Below are 16,080 nucleotides of genomic sequence, written 5' to 3'. Positions count from 1 at the left end.
ATCTTGCTCTATATTGATTGCAATTCCAGACCATCTTGAAAGCTGGGCAATCTTGTGACGCATCTTCTCCATCTGGACGCCAGCGGACGCGGCGACTCGTTCTCCCGCAGGCTCGGCAGCACCTTCGTGGCCGACTGGCGGGCAACGCATCCCGACGGGACCTACACCTACCGCGACCTGGTGGCCGACCCGGTGTCGCCCATCGACGAAGACCGTGTCCACCTCGCCACCCAGTCGTCCGTGAACGGGGTCCGCGACATCGAGACCATGGACCGGGTGGCCGCCGGCGCCCCCGAACTGGCCAGGAGCTGGGCAGCCACCCGCCCGCTGGTGGAACAGCTCCTCGCGGCGGACGTCCTGCTCCTGGGCGTGCCGATGTACAACTTCACGGTGCCCGCCGCGCTCAAGGCATGGATCGACCGCGTGACCCTGCCGTGGCTACCGCTCAAGGGAAAGTCGGCCGTGGTGCTGAGCGCACGCGGCGGGGGCTACGGGCCGGGCACACCCCGCGAGCAGTTCGACTTCCAGGAGCCCTACCTGCGCGCCTACTTCTCCGTACTCGGACTGGACGACGTGGAGTTCGTCCATGCCGAACTCACCCACGCCACGGTCATGCCCTTCCTCACGCAGTTCCGCGACCAGCACGCGGCCTCCCACGCCGCGGCGCTCGACGCGGTGCGCACCCTGGCGACCCGAGCGCCCGCCGAGACGCCGTCCTGACCGTGACTCTCTCCCTGATCAGCGAAGACAAGGGGACAACCGCACCATGAACACAGACCTCAACGGCCGCGTGGTTCTGATCACCGGCGCGTCGACCGGCATCGGAGCCGCGACCGCCCGCGCCTACGGACGCGAAGGCGCCCGCGTGGCGATCACCTACCGCAACCACCCCGACCGCGCCGAGAAAGTGGCCGCCGACGTCGAGGCCGCCGGCGGGCAGGCACACATCGTCCGGCTCGACCTCGAGGACCTGCCTTCCATAGACCGCGCCGTCGCGAGCGTCGTCGAGCACTGGGGCGGGATCGACGTTCTCGTCGCCAACGCCGTGCGCTGGGGCGGCGACGGCCCGCCTGACCCCAGCCTCCGGTTCGAGGACGTGCCGCTGCAGGAGTGGGACGCGATGATCAGCGCCAACCTGATCGGAACGGCGGCCACGGTCCGCGGGGTCCTGCCCGGCATGCGCGCCAAGGGCTGGGGCCGGGTCGTGCTGATCTCCTCGAGCGTCGCGGAGGAGGGCCTGCCCGGACCGGGCCCGTACGGCACCGCCAAATCGGGCCTGTACGGCCTGGCCCGCAGCCTGGCCTGGAACGGCGGCCGGGACGGGATCCTGGTCAACGTCGTGGCACCGGGCTTCACCCTCACCGACAGCCGCCCTGACATCCCGGCGTTCGTCACCGACGCCCTCGCCGCCGCCACCCCCACCCACAGGCTCTCCGACTCCGACGACGTGGCCAACCTCATCGTCTTCCTGGGCTCGGCAGCCAACGGCAACCTCACTGGCGAGGTGATCCGGGACGGCTCCGCCGCCGCTCGCGCACCGCACATCGGCGGTTAACAGCCCAACCCGCACCACACGAAGCTGCTCCTCGCCCGCCGGCCGTGCGGGCGGGGAGCGGTTCTCGCCCGCTGCCCTGGATGGACATCCTCGTCGCGGCGGGCCAGCGCGTCGGCCACTGAGGGCAACGTATGCCGCGATACCGACAACTTCCCGGGACTCGTTCATGAGAACCGATGTACCTCGAGATCAACGTGGTTGGGGCTCATGAAACAGTTCATACGGCCACCCCTATCTGCGCGGCACTCCAGGGGCAATGCTGCGTGTAGTCGACCTCGTACTGTTCGGGGTCACCGTGTGCTACGGCAACCCCTCCTACCACGTCTGCGACGCCATCCCCGGCGGGGTCGCCCGCTCGATCGTCAACAAGGACGATCAGACCTGGAAACTGAGCACCAACTTCATCTGCAACGGCGGACGCCGCATCGCGCCCGGCGAGGCCGTCGCCGACCTCGGCCAGGACTACTACTACTGGAACTGACCCCAGGATCCGCCCTCCACGTGCTGAGTCCGCTGCGACGACCACTGGAAGGGAGGTCCACAAGGGGGCTTTCGACGTCCTCCAGTGAGTGCAGTTGACCTCAACTCCGCTTGAGCTCCTAGCGTGGTCTGCACTTCCGATCCGAACGCTTTGGAGGATCATGATGCGGATCAGCACCACCCTGCCCACGACACGGGCCGGCGTGCCTGACATCGCGATGGCGCGGCACCTTGAAGACCTTGGCTATGACGCGGTCAGCATGGCCGATGTCATCGTCGGAGATGGGACGCCGGGCTTTGACGCCACACTTGTTCTGGCGGCCGCCGCAACCGTGACCGACAAGATCGGACTGGAGTTCGGCGTGCTCAGCCTCCCGCTGCGCCCAACCGCTTGGGTCGCTACGCAGATGCAAACCCTTCAACACCTGTCAGGCAACCGGGTTGCCCTTGGCATCGGGATCGGAGGCTTCCCGGGCTCGCCGTTCTGGCGTGCGGTCGGGGCGCCACCTCAGGGCCGGGGGCGCTGGACCGACGAAGCGTTGCACGTGTTGCCCGGCCTTGTTCGTGGTGAGACAACCATGCTGGGCGAGGACGAGGTCACCCTCGGCCCCGCCGCTCCGGTGCCGCCCATCCTCATCGGGGGGAACTCCGAGGCGGCGATGCGCCGCGCCGTCCTTCACGGTGACGGTTGGGCGCCTTCATTGATCAGCCCGGCGGCTCTGGCCAAGAAGGTGGTACGGCTACGTGAGATCGCCCATGAGCTCGGACGCCCGGTCCCGTCGATCTCCGTGGGAGGTCATGCGATCCTCGTCGACAACCCGGCTGCCATCGAGTCCTTCACCCGCGTGCTGGTGGACGTGCATCGCATGGCGCCGCGCGAAGCGGAGGCCGTCCCGGTCGTCGGCGGCCCGGCGCAGGTGGCGCAACGCCTCCACGCCTACGCGGAGGCCGGAGCCGACATGGTTGGACTCAGCCTTGACGGCGGGGACTGGACCCGGCAGGCAGAAGTACTCGCGGAAGCCAGAGCACAAGTGAGCCGTGCCCGGACGGAGAAAACAGAATCGCCTTGATCATGCCCGAAGGCCGGTGCTGATACTCGGTGCCACGCGCCATCCGCTCGGCGGTCCGCTTGGCCTCCACCGCCTGCGCACGGTCCCGCTCGGAGCCATACCATGCCTTACTCAGCATCAACCCGTTGACCTGTACGAACGCTCAAAACCCCAGATGGCCATCGGGAGCCTGGGGCGGGTTCGATGCCGGGGCCATCGGGGCGAGGGCGAGATCGGCGAGTGTGGCCGCGCCGCGCCGGGCGTGGTCGCCACCGGCGAGCACGAGGGTGCGGGCGGCCTGGTAGCGGCAGCCGGCGGCGTCGAACGCGTCCGCGGTGGCGAGCAGCGCCTCCCGGTCGCCGTCGAGCAGAGCTCCGGCCCGCTCGACGAGGGCGCCGGCGACCGGGTTGCCGGCCACGGCGGTCCGGGCCTCGGCCAGCCGGTCGCGGGCGTCGGGGCTGCCGGCGAGCACGGCGGCCTCGGTGCGCAGGGCGACGTACCAGTGGTGCCAGATCCAGGTGACCCACTTCCACACCTGCCGGGTGTCGGGGGCCGTCCGCTCCAGCGCCTCGTGTGCCTGGCCGCGGTGCAGCAGGAGGATCGCGTCGTAGACCGCCCCGTAGCCGTAGGTGCGCTCCGGGAGAGTGCCGAGCTGGTCCAGGATCTGCTGCCACTCGCGCTGGGCGTCGTGGTCGTCGCGCAGGCCGTGGCTCAGCGCCACGGCGGCCACCGCCGGGCCGAGGTACGCCCGCGCGGGGCTGCCCGCCCGCCGCCAGGCGTCGAGGAGCCGTACGCTGCCGGCGAGCACCTCCTCGACGTCGCCGGCCAGCGCGGCGACCATGAGCGGAGCGCGGTGCCCGACCTCCGCCAGCGACGGATGATCGGCCAGTTGCCGGGCCCACCGGCGGGCGCCCGGCACGTCCCCGGTGCCGAGGCCGGCCTCGGCGACCATGCCGAGCGCGTCGATCAGCTCCTGGGTGCCGGCCGGCGAGACCGGCAGGGACGACAGCAGCGTGATCCGGCGCCGGGACAGCGCGGCGGTGGCGAACGTGTCGCCGGCCCAGACGTGCGCGCAGGTGAGCGCGTCGAGCGCGGCCGACTCGGCGAGCGGGTCGCCGGTCCGGCGGGCGAGCTCGACCGCCCGCTCGGCGCGCTCGATCGTGTCCGGCACGGCGTTGCCGGGCGGCCCCTGGACGGCGCCGAACGCGTCGGCGAGCACCGCCGCCTCGGCCAGCGCCAGCGCCGCCAGGGCGGCGGGATCGTCCCCGGCGAGCTCTCGCGCCTCGTCGATCAGCGCGACAGCCTCCTGCCCGGGCGGCACCCGCACGAACGTGGCCGAGAACCGGAAGGCGATGGTGGCCGCGCTCGCCAGGTCGGCGGCGGCCCCGGCGGGATCGCCGGACCCCCGGGCAGCGTCGGCGGCGGCGCGGCGCAGGCGGTACATGTCATCGCCGATCGTCCGGCAACCGGCCACGGCCGCAGCCTGGCGGAGCATCGACGCGGTGACGCCGGGGTCGCCCGCGAGCCCGGCCGCCTGCTCGTAGCGGCGCTGGGCCTCGCTGCTCAGGTGGCGGGTGAAGGTCAGCTCCGCCAGGTGCCGGGCGAGCTCGTACGCCCGCGCGCGCTGCTCCGGCCGCTCGGCCGCCCACGCCAGGGCCGCGCGAAGGTCGTCGGCCACCAGGTCGAACCGGGCCCGCCAGTCCTGGCCCACCACGGTCAGGCCCGTGGCCTCGGCCAGGCACCAGCGAAGGTGCCGGGATCGGGTGCCGTCCAGCTCACCGGCCTCGGCCAGCCGCTCCGTCGCGTACTGGCGGATGGTCTCCAGCGCCCGGTACTGCGTGCCGCCCGGGGACGCCGTCACCACCAGCAGGCTCTGCTCGGCGAGCCGGGCCAGGCCCTCGGCGACGATGGCCGCCTCGCCCCCGGCCACCTCCACGGCCGCCGCCGCGGTGAACGGCGCCACGAACACCGACACCCTGCCCAGCAGCGCCCGGTCGGCCGGCTCCAGCAGGGCGTGACTCCAGTCCAGCGCCGCCCGGACCGAACGGTGCCGTTCGTCGGCGCGGGAACCGCCGGTGAGCATCCGCAGCGGGTGCGACAGGGCCGCGGTGATGCCATCGAGCCCGAGCGTGGGATACCGGGCGGCGGCCAGCTCGATCGCCAGCGCCATTCCGTCCAGCCGCTCGCAGATCGCGGCGATCTGGTCGCGCAGCGGGGGAGCCGGCGGCCCGCCGACCGCTGCCGCCCGCTCCAGGAACAACGTGACCGCGTCCGACCCGCCGTCGGCGGCCAGCGACAGCGGCGGGACCGGATACACCCGTTCAAAGGGCACCATCAGCCGTGCCCGGCTGGTCGCCAGCACCGTCACGCGGGGGCACGTCGCCAGCAGCCGTCCGACCAGCAGCGCCACCCCGTCCGCCACCTGCTCGCAGTTGTCCAGCACCAGCAGCGCGTGCCGGTCGGCCAGCGCGGTGACCACGGACTCGGTCATGTCCCGGCCGCGCTGCTCGCCGAGGCCGATCGCCCCGGCGACGGCGGTGGCGATCAGGTCCGGGTCGGTGACCGGGACCAGGTCGACGAACCACACCCCGTCGGCGTACTCGCCGGCCGCCTGCCCGGCCGCCGCCAGCGCCAGCCGGGTCTTGCCCACCCCGCCGGGACCCACCGCGCTCACCTGGCGGTGCGTCCTGATCAGCTCGGCCAGCTCGGCCCGCTCGCTCACCCGGCCGACGAACGAGGTCAGCGGCGCCGGCAGAACGGGCGCCGGACGCGACGGAGCGGCGCCGGCCGGCTCGGGGGCCCGCCGGGCGAGCGCGCGCCGGTCCGGCACTTCCAGCTTGCGCAGCAGCGAGGAGACGTGACTCTCCACGGTACGCACCGAGATGCACAGCCGTGCCGCGATCTCGGCGTTGCTGAGATGGGCCCCGACCAGTTCCAGCACCTCGGCTTCCCGAGGCGAGATCTCCGCTTCTGTCGCCACTGTCCAATTTTGCCGTACCCGGTTCGTGCTCCATCCGTGACGGCCCACGAGCACGATCCGTACCGCCGGTCCGTGCCGCCGATCCGTGGCCGGGTTCCGTGGTCGGCACGGATGTGGACCCACCGGGCCGGGAGACAGGCTGTGTACGTACACAGCGGGCCGACGCGGCCCACGACCACAGGAGTGACCATGACCGGCTCTTCCACCCAGGGAATCAAGACCGTGCTGCACCCGGTGTCCGACCTGGCCAGGGCCAAGGCGGTGTACGCCGCACTGCTCGGTGTCCCGCCGCAGGCCGACTCGGCCTACTACGTGGGATTCGAGGCCGAGGGCCAGCACATCGGGCTGGTGCCGGGCGGCGGACCGCAGGGGATGAGCTCGCCGGTCGCGTACTGGCACGTCGAGGACATCGAGGCGAAGCTGGCCGAGGTGACCGCCGCAGGGGCCACCGTGAAAGAGGCCCCGCACGAGGTCGGCGTGGGCCGCATGGTCGCCACCGTCACCGACCCCGACGGCAACGTCCTCGGGCTGATCCAGGACCGGTGAGCGGGCCCGTCCGCGAGACGGCGTTCCCGCCCGGCGGCGACGCCTGACCACCCATCGACTATCAAGATCTTCAAGGGGAGTTGCACCATGAGCGGCACCGACAGCAGCACGTACGAGGGATTCACGGCCGAGGAGCGGGCCGCGATGAAGGACCACGCGACGGAGCGGAAGAAGGCGGCGCGGCGCGGCGGGCGCGCGGACAAGGCGGCGGAGGCGGCGCAGGACGTGCTCGCGAAGATCGCCGAGATGCACGACTCGGACCGGATCATGGCCGAGCGCGTCCACGCCGTCATCACCGCCGCCGCTTCGGACTTGGCGCCGCGGCTCTGGTACGGGATGCCCGCCTACGCGCTGGACGGCAAGATCGTCTGCCATTTCCAGTCCGCGGCGAAGTTCAAGACCCGCTACGCGACCCTCGGGTTCAGCGACCGGGCGCAACTGGACGACGGCACGATGTGGCCGGCCGCGTTCGCCCTGACCGAGGTGACGCCCGAGGTGGAGGCGCGGATCAGCACACTGGTGAAGCAGGCGGTGAGCTGACGGGCGGCCGAGAGGCCGCCCGCTCCCTCCGGCCGCGGGCGGCGCCTCAGGGTGAGTCGTCTGAGGCGATCGCGGTGCTGCGGCGGCTGCGGCACGATTCCAAGTCGTGCTGTTGATCTCGGTGATCAAGCTGGCCCGCCATCCCGTCCCCGGCGTGTGAGTGTCAGCCCAGCGGACACCCCTCATCGCCTTCAGCCTGGCCATCGCCGGAAATCGTCGGCGATCTCCCGCTCGGTGCATTCGACGACGGCCACCTTCCGCATGCGGGGAGGCGGCCATCTCGCCCACGGGCCTTCAGGCCGGCAGGAGTTCACCGACCAGTCTCTCGATGCGGGATCTGATGTCGTCGCGGATGGTACGGACGGCGTCGATGTCCTGCCCGGCCGGGTCGTCGAGTTTCCAGTCCTCATGACGTTTGCCGGGGAAGATCGGGCAGGCGTCGCCGCAGCCCATGGTGATGACCACGTCGCTGGCCTCGACCGCGTCGACGGTGAGGATCTTGGGCTGCTCGGCGGTGATGTCGATGCCCACCTCGCGCATCGCTTCGATGGCGACGGGGTTGACCTGGTCGGCCGGGGTCGATCCGGCGGAGCGGACCTCGACGCGGCCTGCGGTCAGGTGGGTGAGCCAGCCGGCGGCCATCTGGGAGCGTCCGGCGTTGTGGACGCAGACGAACAGGACGGAGGGCTTGCCAGGTGCGGACTCAGGCACGGGTGGGCTCCTCGGCGGTGAACAGGCGGCGGCCGGCCAGGCTGACGTAGACCAGGGCGACCAGGACGGGGACCTCGATGAGCGGGCCGACCACGCCGGCCAGGGCTTGGCCGGAGGTGACGCCGAAGACGCCGACCGCGACCGCGATGGCCAGCTCGAAGTTGTTGCCGGCGGCGGTGAAGGCGAGCGTCGTGGTCTTGTCGTAGGGCAGGCCGATCGCCTTGCCGGTCAGAAAGGCGCCGCCCCACATGAGGGCGAAGTACGCCAGCAGCGGCAGCGCGATGCGGGCCACGTCGCCGGGCTGGGAGGTGATGGTGTGGCCTTGCAGGGCGAACAGGATGACGATGGTGAACAGCAGTCCGTACAGGGCGATCGGGCCGACGCGCGGCAGGAAGCGCTGCTCGTACCAGTCACGGCCGCGGGCGCGTTCGCCGAGTTGGCGGGAGAGGTAGCCGGCGGCCAGCGGGATGCCGAGGAAGATGAGCACGTACTGGGCGATGTCCCAGGCTGAGACCTCCAGTGCGGCCTGTGACAGGCCGAGCCAACCGGGCAGCACCTGGAGGTAGAACCAGCCCAGCGCGCCGAACGCGACCACCTGGAAGACGGAGTTGAGCGCCACCAGGACGGCGGCGGCCTCGCGGTCGCCGCAGGCCAGATCGTTCCAGATGAGGACCATGGCGATGCATCGGGCGAGGCCGACGATGATCAGGCCGGTGCGGTATTCGGGCAGGTCGGGCAGGAGGATCCAGGCCAGGGCGAACATCAGCGCCGGGCCGAGCACCCAGTTGAGCACCAGCGAGGAGATCAGCAGACGGCGATCGCCCGTGACGGTGCCGAGGCGGTCGTAGCGGACCTTGGCCAGCACCGGGTACATCATCAGCAGCAGGCCGAGCGCGATCGGCAGCGAGATCTCACCGACCTTGACCGCATCCAGCGCGGCATCCAGGCCGGGCACCAGCCGGCCGAGCAGCAGCCCCACGCCCATGGCCGCGATGATCCACACCGGCAGGAACCGATCCAGCACCGACAGCGCGCCGATCACGCTGGCCGGTGGCGCGGTGACCTGCGCGGGTTGAGCCCCAATCACCGCGGCACCGCCGCTGCAGCGGCCGGTCCACTGGCTGGAAGGCTGGCGGGCAGGGTGAGCAGCGCCGACAACTCACCCAGCGTCTCGGGCGCCAGCCGGTAGTACATCCAGGACGCGCGCCGTTCGGAGGTCAGCAGCCCGACCTCCTTGAGCACCTTCAGGTGGTGGCTGATGGTCGGCTGGGACAGCTCGAAGGCGTCGTTGATGTCGCACACGCACACCTCGCCGCCGGCGCGGCTGGCCACGATCGACAGAATGCGCAGTCGCACCGGATCGCCCAGCGCCTTGAACACCCGTGCCACCCCGGCTGCCTGCTCGGCGTCCAGCGGCTCGCGGGTCAGCGGCGGGCTGCACTCCAGGATCTCCAGCAGTTCCATCCACAGCCCCCTCATATAGACGTTCATCGAAATAGATACATGTCTATATTGACAGGTGTCAATGCCTGCTCGGAATGCGGGCGGACTGGACCGTTGGCTCGGTGTCGGCTGTCGCGCCCCACAACGTCGACCAGACCCTCGACGTCCTGACGGCCGCACAGGACGTGACACCGCCCGAGGCCCAAGCACTCGCCATGTGCACGCCGCCAGATCGCCGAGTGTGAGCGCACGCTCGCCCAGCACCGTGGTTGGGTGTGATGAGCCGGCGGAGATCACACACAGACTCGGAGACATGGTGCGAGTTCTCTCGAACGCCGACCCGATCCGGAAGGCCGAGATCTACGCGAACGTCGGACTGCGGCTGACCTGCCACTCGTCAAAACAAAAAGTCCTGGTCACGCCTACACGCGACCAGGACGGTCCCTGGCCCAAGGCGGATCAGTTGAAGACTTTCCAGTTGTCGGTGAGCCAAGCCAGGTCCGATTCGTGACGCTCGCGGGCGAGACGCTCACGTTCGAAGAGGGTTTCTGTCTTGGCCAGCACCAGGGTGTACGGGCGGCCCTGCCGTCTGGTCTCGTGCCGGACGGGCAGCTCCGCGTCGTCTATTCGGGCGTGGACATGCCGGCGCTTGTCCTTTGCGAGCGGCCAGTCGAGAGCACGCCGTTCAGGATGCCGGAGGAACGTGCCGAGCACTTCGCACAGCTCGCACGCGCATCCGGTGGGCAGCTCGATCGACCAGTCGCCCGGCGCGCGTTGTGGCTGCGCCAGTAATGCCCGGATCCGTTCGGCACAGTTGACGGCCAGCTCGTCGAAGCCCGTTTCGCGCGCCCCGGCGGCGCGCAACGTGGCCATCGCCAGTACGTGCGCCCGCTCGCCGTCCGTCCGCGCGAGCTTGTGAGCGTCCTCCAGTACCCGAGTCGACCCCAGTTGGGCCGCGGCCGCGATGATCCCGGAGCATGGCGCCCCCAAGGAGGTCAGCCATGCTTTCTGCCGGGAGGTGAGGGGCCCGTCGAGCGCTGGACCGACCTGGCCCGCGAACATCGTCCACGACAGATCGACGATGCGGCGGGCGGCCGTGACGGACGGGTCCTCCTCCACCGAGAGTGCGGCACACAGCCGTGGGAGATTCTCGAGCCATTCCAGCGGTGCCTGGGCGAGGCCGTAGGAGCCGGGCCGCCAGCCCTCGGACCAGCCGCGCAGCAGATCGTCGATCCAGGTGCCGCCGTAGTGCGCCGCCAGGCCGCCGAAGGCCGGGCCGTGTCCGGGAACCAGCCGCTCCAACGCGAACGGCCGCAGCAGCATGGCGGCGATCTGCGCGTCATCCAGCTCCCTGGCTGCTTCCAGCGCCTTACGGAGAAGTTCGGTCTGGTCGGCGTAATGGCCTGCGGCGTGCCAGAAGGACTCCAGCGACCGCGCCGCCTCACGGGCCTGCGCGCTCTCACCGGCGCGGGCCATCACGGTGAGCTCGTCCAGCGCCCAACCCGGAGACGCCTCGGCCCGGCTGGCGAAGCCCTGGCCCCGGGGCCAGATGACCAGCGCCGCTCGCCGGTACCAGCGGTCCAGGGTGTTGCCGTAGTTGCCCATGTAACCCTCGTACTCGGAGGAGTAGGGCGTCATATCGGCCGTCGGGGTTGTCGAGGCCACCTCGGCGTCGCTGAGGTCCAGCGAGATGTCCTCGAGTCGCCCTGTTTCCGGGCCGATCCAGTGGGCGAGCGTGGTGCAGGTCTCGATCAGATCCTGAAGGACGTACTGCCTGTCGTCCGCGCTGCCCGAGTCCTCGTGATCGTCGGGGCCCTCGTCCTCATCGTCGCCGTACCACGCGTCCTCGTCCTCGTCGGGGTCGTAGGCGTCCCAGGTCTCCTGGATCTCCGCGAGGGCCAGCGTGATCTCGCAACCCGCCCGCTCCGCCGCGGCCCGCAGCAGGGCGGCCCGCGCGGCGTCGGAGCCCTTCAACCGGGACCAGCTCAGCCCGCGGGCGGTGTACTCGTGGTCGAGGAGGTACGCCAGCCGCGCCGGCGGAGCGCCCCTGCGATTGCTGTACGGGAGGACGACCGGGGTGGTGAAGTGCGTGTGGAGGCAGGCCGCGAGATCACTGACCAGCGGATGCTCGGCCGCCACAGCCTGGCTGTCGCCCGTCAGGAGCAGGTTGTAGGTAAGGGTGACGCGGTTGCCCTTCTTCACGGGAAGAACCTGGTGCCGGCAGTCGGCGTAGAAGGCGACCAGCGAGACCGCGGTCTTCAGCCCCCGGTACTTCTTGGCCTGGCCCTGATGCTCGACGACGAACTCGCCGCCGGTGTGCGCGGACGGCAGCGTCACCACCAAGGTCGCGACCATGGCGTCGTCCTTCTCGGAGTCCTGGTGGGCGACGAAGAACTGCCCGGTCTCGTACAGGAGCATGGAGTGCAGCTCCGGTGTGAGCTCGCAGTGCGGCGGCAACCCCAGCTCCGCGCGCATCCCGTCGAGGACGGCTGCGAACGCCTCCGTCCACTCGACGCGCACCAGCTCCTTGGGAATCTCCCAGGTGTCGCGCACTTCCGGGTCGGTCAGCGTCTGCTCACCCCGCCCGAACCGCGCCCGGCGGCCGAGCTCTTGAAGCTGGGAAGCCTGCTCGTCGGAGACGGGGAACCGCAGCGGACCGACCCCATCGACCACCACCGACAGATCGGCCTTGGGAAGCTTCCGATAGACGCTGGACGCGGCCGGCTCCGCCGACGCATTGAGCAATCCGGCCAGTTGCTCACGGGCCATGCCGGGCACGGAATCCCCCCTTTTTTCTGTCGCGGAACCAAAGCTACTGCGCGGGGAGAGCGCTCCGGTGAGGCTTTCAGGAATGCCGTCCGCGGTCCATGCCGTGTCCGCGGACATGGCGGTGTGCCAGGGCGGAAGCGGCCGGGTCTCGGCCACGATGTCGATCGTCCCGGCCGGCATGGTGATGTCGGTGGCTGGTGCGACCCACGCCAGCGCGGCCAGGCCGTGCGGTGAGGGTGTGGTGGACGCCCGGCCGGTCACCTCCATGCACAACCGATGCTCGGCCGCGCGTTCGCCCAGTTCGACGGTCAACCATGCGCCGCCCAGCCAACCGAGCGCCGCTCACTGCGGATGGACCGGCCGCTCGACGGCGGCTCGGATCGCGCCGGTGCCGTTGGTCATCCCCGTTCTCTACTGCTTTCCCGCGACCGCGCCGACTTCCCACAGCCGTGCGAAGTTGACGCCGTACGCCTCGACGATGCCGTGCTCGGAGAGTTCGACCATCGCCTCGTCGTTGCGTAGCAGCGAGGTGGCGTTGAAGTTGTGACTGCCGGTCATCACCCAGCCCTGTCCGGAACCGCGGCCGGTTGGGTCGGTGACCACGATGTACTTGGAGTGGATGCGGCCGGCCGGGGTCGAGCCGTCGAGCACCCGCCGCTGCACGCCGCCGGCGTCCAGCGCGGCGGTGACCGCGTTGTCAGCCAGACCGTGCACGACGCGTACCTGGCATCCCGCGGCCACCAGCGCCGCGAGCTCGTCGACGATCGCGAGGCGGGTGGCGTCCCACTCGGATTGGCCGATCTCGACCCGGGTGCGGCCCTCGGTCTTGCAGCCGACCTGGCTGAGTCGCCGAGCGATCGGGTCTCGGTCGGCGACCGGATAGAACTGGGCGGTGACCTGGCCACCCCGCATGCCGGTGGTGACGGTGGTGTCGTAGTCGGGGTTCTGCACCTCGGCGGCGAGGTCGTCGAAGTACTTTCCGTATCCCTCGAAGAGCTTACGGTTGCCGGGCAGCACGACCAGGTTGTTCCAGTAGCTGGTGGAGTTGACGTCGGTGATGTTGTTCGAGGCCTGTACGACGACGTCGTGCTGACCGCCGGTCTCCGAGTAGAGCGAGAACTTGTTGTGCATGCCCTTGGTGCCCTGGCAGGAGGTGGTGTTCCCTTCCGGGCTCATGTGGCTGCAAACGTGCACCCATGAGGGGGTCGACTTGTCGGTGCCGAGGGTGCGGATCAGCCCCTCGGCAGCCGGGTTGTCGATCTGATAGCCGTCCATGACCATGCGTATCCGGACGCCACGGTGGTACGCGTCGAGCAGCACCGCCGCGTAATCGGCGCCGGCATCGCCTGAGACGACGAACTCGGCGATCTCGATCGACGACCCGGCCGGGGCCTGCTTGATCAGCGAGCAGATCCGTTCCACGACCGCGGTCGGGGCGCCGGCGACAGGGTCGTTGAAGGTGGCGCCGGTCTCGACCGGTACCTCGGTGGCGTTACGGCAGGCGCTGCGGGCGGGCTCCGTGAGGGCGGCCTGAGCAGTGGGGGTCCCATACAAGGTGGCCAAGGCGGCAAGACCGACAAGTACGACAGAGCGGAGGGAACGGATTCGAGGCAATGGAGTGTCTCCTGCAAAAAAAGGGGGGTTGGATGAACGGCTCCAGCAGCTATCCGACGGACACTTGCGAGAAGTCCGGCCGCCCGTTGACCGGCATCTCCAATCCCTTGACGTTGTCACGGACGGCGTAGTTGTTCTTCAGATCCACCGGGAAGATGCCGACCGCGTCATCCCAGATGATCTTGTCGGCCTGCGCGTACAGCGTCTTGCGCTCGTTCTGGTCCAGCGACCCGCGCGCCTTGGCCAGGATCGAGTCCAGATCCTTGTTGCAGTAGCCCATCCGCTTCGCTGCACAGGTGTACAGCCGGTTCAGAGTGAAGTCGGCGTCGCCGGTGCCGGTGGTGTTGGTCTGCAGGTTCATGTCCCAGTTCAGCGCGCCGAAGTCCTTGAGCCAGGTCGCCCGCTCCTTCTCCTGCGGCTGCACCTTGATGCCGACCTTTTCCCAGGACGAGATGAACGCCTGCGCCATGGCCTTGATGTTCGGCCCACCTGCCAGCGGCCACTGGATCGTGGTGTCGATGCCGTTGGGATATCCGGCCTCGGTGAGCAGTTGCTTTGCCAGAGCCGGGTCGTAGGAGTACGGCTCCAGCCGGGTCGATCCGAAGACCGCCTGGGTGACCGGCGACTGGGCCGCTGTACCGAGGTCTCCGAACAGGTTGCCGACGACGCTCTTGATGTCGATCGCATGCAACATGGCCTGGCGTACCTTGACATTGTCGAACGGCTTGTTGTTCTGGTTGAACCAGATGAAGTAGTAGTTGAAGCTCGGGCCGACCCCGTACTTGATTCCATCCACGCCGGACACCTCGGCCACCTGGTCCGGCGGGATCGACGCGAGCACGTCCACCTCGTCGTTGTTCAGCGCGGTGATCCGGGCCGAGATCTCCGGCATGTTGAGGACCTCGAGCTTCGCCACCTTGGCCTTGGTGCCCCAGTATTTGTCGTTGCGGCTGAGCACCACTCTGTCGTCGGGGCTGAACGAGTCGAACTTGAACGGTCCGGTGCCGATCGGCTTCTGCCAGTACGTATCGCTGGTGACCTTGTCGCCCTGGCCGATGAACACCAGGGACAGGGTGCTGGGCAGGGTGCCCAGCGGCGCCGAGGTGTGGAACGTCACCGTGTGGTCGTCGGTGGCGTCAATGCCGGTGACGGAGGCGAGCAACGGGTCCAGCGCCCCCTTGAGGCTCTTCAGCCGCTCCACGGACCCCTTGACGTCCTTGGCGGTAAAAGCGCTCCCATCGCTGAAGGTCACCCCGTCGCGGAGGTGGAACACCCACGTCTTCTCGTCGGTGCTCTCCCATGACGTGGCCAGCTTCGGGGCCGCCTGGCCGTCCTTCATGACAGTGAGCGTCTCAAGCCCCTGCTGGACGGTGGTCTGGACGGCCTCTTCCGCAGGGAACTGCTGGACATCAAGCGATACGGGGAACAACTGTGGCGCGTAGCGCAGCACCTGGCCCTCGGCATCGGAGCCGGCCGAGCCGGCGGAGCCGCCGCAGGCCGCGAGGCCCATCACAAGGGCGACTGCGGCGAGGCCGCCTATGGCCCGGGATCGTGCGATCATTGCCTCTCTCCTTGATTGGTTTTAGCTGATGCCGCGGCCGACGGCAGGGTGAAGGTCGCCGCGACGGGCTTGTGGTCCGACGGGGCGTTCCCTGCCGAGAAGAACTCGACGACCTCGCTGGCCCGGGTGGCGATCGGGCCTCGGGAGAAGATCCAGTCGATGGCCTTGGACGGGGACCCCAGCGGAGAGAGGCGCGTTCCGCGGTCGGCGACGAACGGCAGCGGCTCCACGGGGTGGGTGACCGGCGACGTGCGTCCCAACGCGGTGAACGAATCGAGAAAGCCGCCGTTGCCGAGCGCCCACAACGGCTGCCCGATGTCGTTGATGTCCACCGTGAACAGGCAGGCCGCATCGCCGGCGATTTCATCCAGCGCCGTGACCACCCGCTCCGCCTGTCCGGTTCGCAGATTGCGGCCATCCGCCCGCTCCTGTGCGTGGCCCGGCCACGTCAGGTGTGCGGTGGAGAACACCAGCGGCCGTGCGTCGCCGGCCCTGGGCTGCAGCCGCACCCAGAACAACCTTGCGTTGGCATCGAGGATGCCGACGTCTCGTGTCCCGTACTCCACGAGATCGAACAGTTCCCGCCGCCACCACAGATTGCTCTGCGCTCCCCATCCGGGGAAGTCGTCGTGCACCCGTGCGTGTCCGGGCAGTGCCTCGTCCACCACCGCACGCGAGCGAGGACGAAGTTCCTGGGTCGCCAGGAGATCGGGTGGCCGGGTGGAGAACAGGTCACGGATCGCCGGCTCTCGCTGCTCCAGATGCCAGTCACCCCACAGGTTGTAGGTCATCACCACGAAAGTGAAGGATCCGGTCAGCATGCTGGTCCTCT

The 16,080-nt window shown here is 69.6% G+C and carries 14 protein-coding genes; 6 read left to right on the top strand and 8 right to left on the bottom strand.

Annotation, left to right across the window (positions count from 1 at the left end):
• The first annotated feature begins 54 nt into the window (after positions 1–54).
• From FAF44_RS02280 to FAF44_RS02265, 4 genes are all read left to right on the top strand, one after another.
• The gene (locus FAF44_RS02280) at positions 55–720 is read left to right on the top strand and encodes an FMN-dependent NADH-azoreductase (RefSeq protein ID WP_237101277.1); all 666 of its coding nucleotides are present in this window, start codon (positions 55–57) and stop codon (positions 718–720) included.
• 46 nt (positions 721–766) lie between these two features.
• Positions 767–1,555, top strand: coding sequence for an SDR family NAD(P)-dependent oxidoreductase (locus FAF44_RS02275; protein WP_237101276.1), 789 nt, complete (start codon positions 767–769; stop codon positions 1,553–1,555).
• 256 nt (positions 1,556–1,811) lie between these two features.
• On the top strand, positions 1,812–2,036 hold the full coding sequence (locus tag FAF44_RS02270) for a hypothetical protein (protein WP_237101275.1): 225 nt from the start codon (positions 1,812–1,814) through the stop codon (positions 2,034–2,036).
• Positions 2,037–2,196: 160 nt separating this feature from the next.
• Positions 2,197–3,105, top strand: coding sequence for an LLM class flavin-dependent oxidoreductase (locus FAF44_RS02265; RefSeq protein WP_237101274.1), 909 nt, complete (start codon positions 2,197–2,199; stop codon positions 3,103–3,105).
• A 142-nt stretch (positions 3,106–3,247) separates the two neighbouring features.
• Here FAF44_RS02265 and FAF44_RS54365 read toward each other — a convergent pair whose 3' ends face one another.
• On the bottom strand, positions 3,248–6,064 hold the full coding sequence (locus FAF44_RS54365) for a LuxR C-terminal-related transcriptional regulator (RefSeq protein ID WP_308193269.1): 2,817 nt from the start codon (positions 6,062–6,064) through the stop codon (positions 3,248–3,250).
• A gap of 189 nt (positions 6,065–6,253) precedes the next feature.
• Between FAF44_RS54365 and FAF44_RS02255 the strand changes: the two genes are divergently transcribed.
• Together FAF44_RS02255 and FAF44_RS02250 are read left to right on the top strand one after the other, a co-directional pair.
• Positions 6,254–6,610: a VOC family protein gene (locus tag FAF44_RS02255; protein WP_237101273.1), complete on the top strand. Its 357-nt coding sequence runs from the start codon at positions 6,254–6,256 to the stop codon at positions 6,608–6,610.
• A gap of 87 nt (positions 6,611–6,697) precedes the next feature.
• Positions 6,698–7,150, top strand: a complete 453-nt coding sequence (locus FAF44_RS02250; protein WP_237101272.1) for an iron chaperone — start codon at positions 6,698–6,700, stop codon at positions 7,148–7,150.
• 294 nt (positions 7,151–7,444) lie between these two features.
• On the opposite strand, the gene FAF44_RS02245 is transcribed toward FAF44_RS02250, so the two are convergent.
• The 7 genes from FAF44_RS02245 to FAF44_RS02215 all read right to left on the bottom strand — a co-directional run bounded on the left by FAF44_RS02245 (position 7,445) and on the right by FAF44_RS02215 (position 16,069).
• The gene (locus tag FAF44_RS02245; protein WP_308193268.1) at positions 7,445–7,861 is read right to left on the bottom strand and encodes an arsenate reductase ArsC; all 417 of its coding nucleotides are present in this window, start codon (positions 7,859–7,861) and stop codon (positions 7,445–7,447) included.
• Positions 7,854–8,948, bottom strand: a complete 1,095-nt coding sequence (gene arsB, locus FAF44_RS02240) for an ACR3 family arsenite efflux transporter (protein WP_308193267.1) — start codon at positions 8,946–8,948, stop codon at positions 7,854–7,856. The genes FAF44_RS02245 and arsB overlap by 8 nt, the downstream gene beginning before the upstream one ends.
• The gene (locus tag FAF44_RS02235) at positions 8,945–9,325 is read right to left on the bottom strand and encodes a metalloregulator ArsR/SmtB family transcription factor (RefSeq protein ID WP_237101338.1); all 381 of its coding nucleotides are present in this window, start codon (positions 9,323–9,325) and stop codon (positions 8,945–8,947) included. Before FAF44_RS02235 ends, arsB begins: the two co-directional genes overlap by 4 nt.
• Positions 9,326–9,763: 438 nt before the next feature.
• On the bottom strand, positions 9,764–12,229 hold the full coding sequence (locus FAF44_RS02230) for a 2OG-Fe(II) oxygenase (protein WP_237101271.1): 2,466 nt from the start codon (positions 12,227–12,229) through the stop codon (positions 9,764–9,766).
• Positions 12,230–12,484: 255 nt separating this feature from the next.
• On the bottom strand, positions 12,485–13,687 hold the full coding sequence (locus FAF44_RS02225; protein ID WP_237101270.1) for a phosphatidylserine/phosphatidylglycerophosphate/cardiolipin synthase family protein: 1,203 nt from the start codon (positions 13,685–13,687) through the stop codon (positions 12,485–12,487).
• 49 nt (positions 13,688–13,736) lie between these two features.
• Positions 13,737–15,248, bottom strand: a complete 1,512-nt coding sequence (locus FAF44_RS02220) for an ABC transporter substrate-binding protein (RefSeq protein WP_237101269.1) — start codon at positions 15,246–15,248, stop codon at positions 13,737–13,739.
• Positions 15,245–16,069, bottom strand: a complete 825-nt coding sequence (locus tag FAF44_RS02215) for a hypothetical protein (RefSeq protein ID WP_237101268.1) — start codon at positions 16,067–16,069, stop codon at positions 15,245–15,247. The genes FAF44_RS02220 and FAF44_RS02215 overlap by 4 nt, the downstream gene beginning before the upstream one ends.
• Positions 16,070–16,080 lie beyond the last annotated feature (11 nt).

It is taken from the genome of Nonomuraea sp. MG754425 (genome assembly GCF_021699195.1).
In the GTDB taxonomy this organism is placed as follows: Bacteria; Actinomycetota; Actinomycetes; order Streptosporangiales; family Streptosporangiaceae; genus Nonomuraea.
This window is presented reverse-complemented; position numbering and strand designations above follow the sequence as displayed.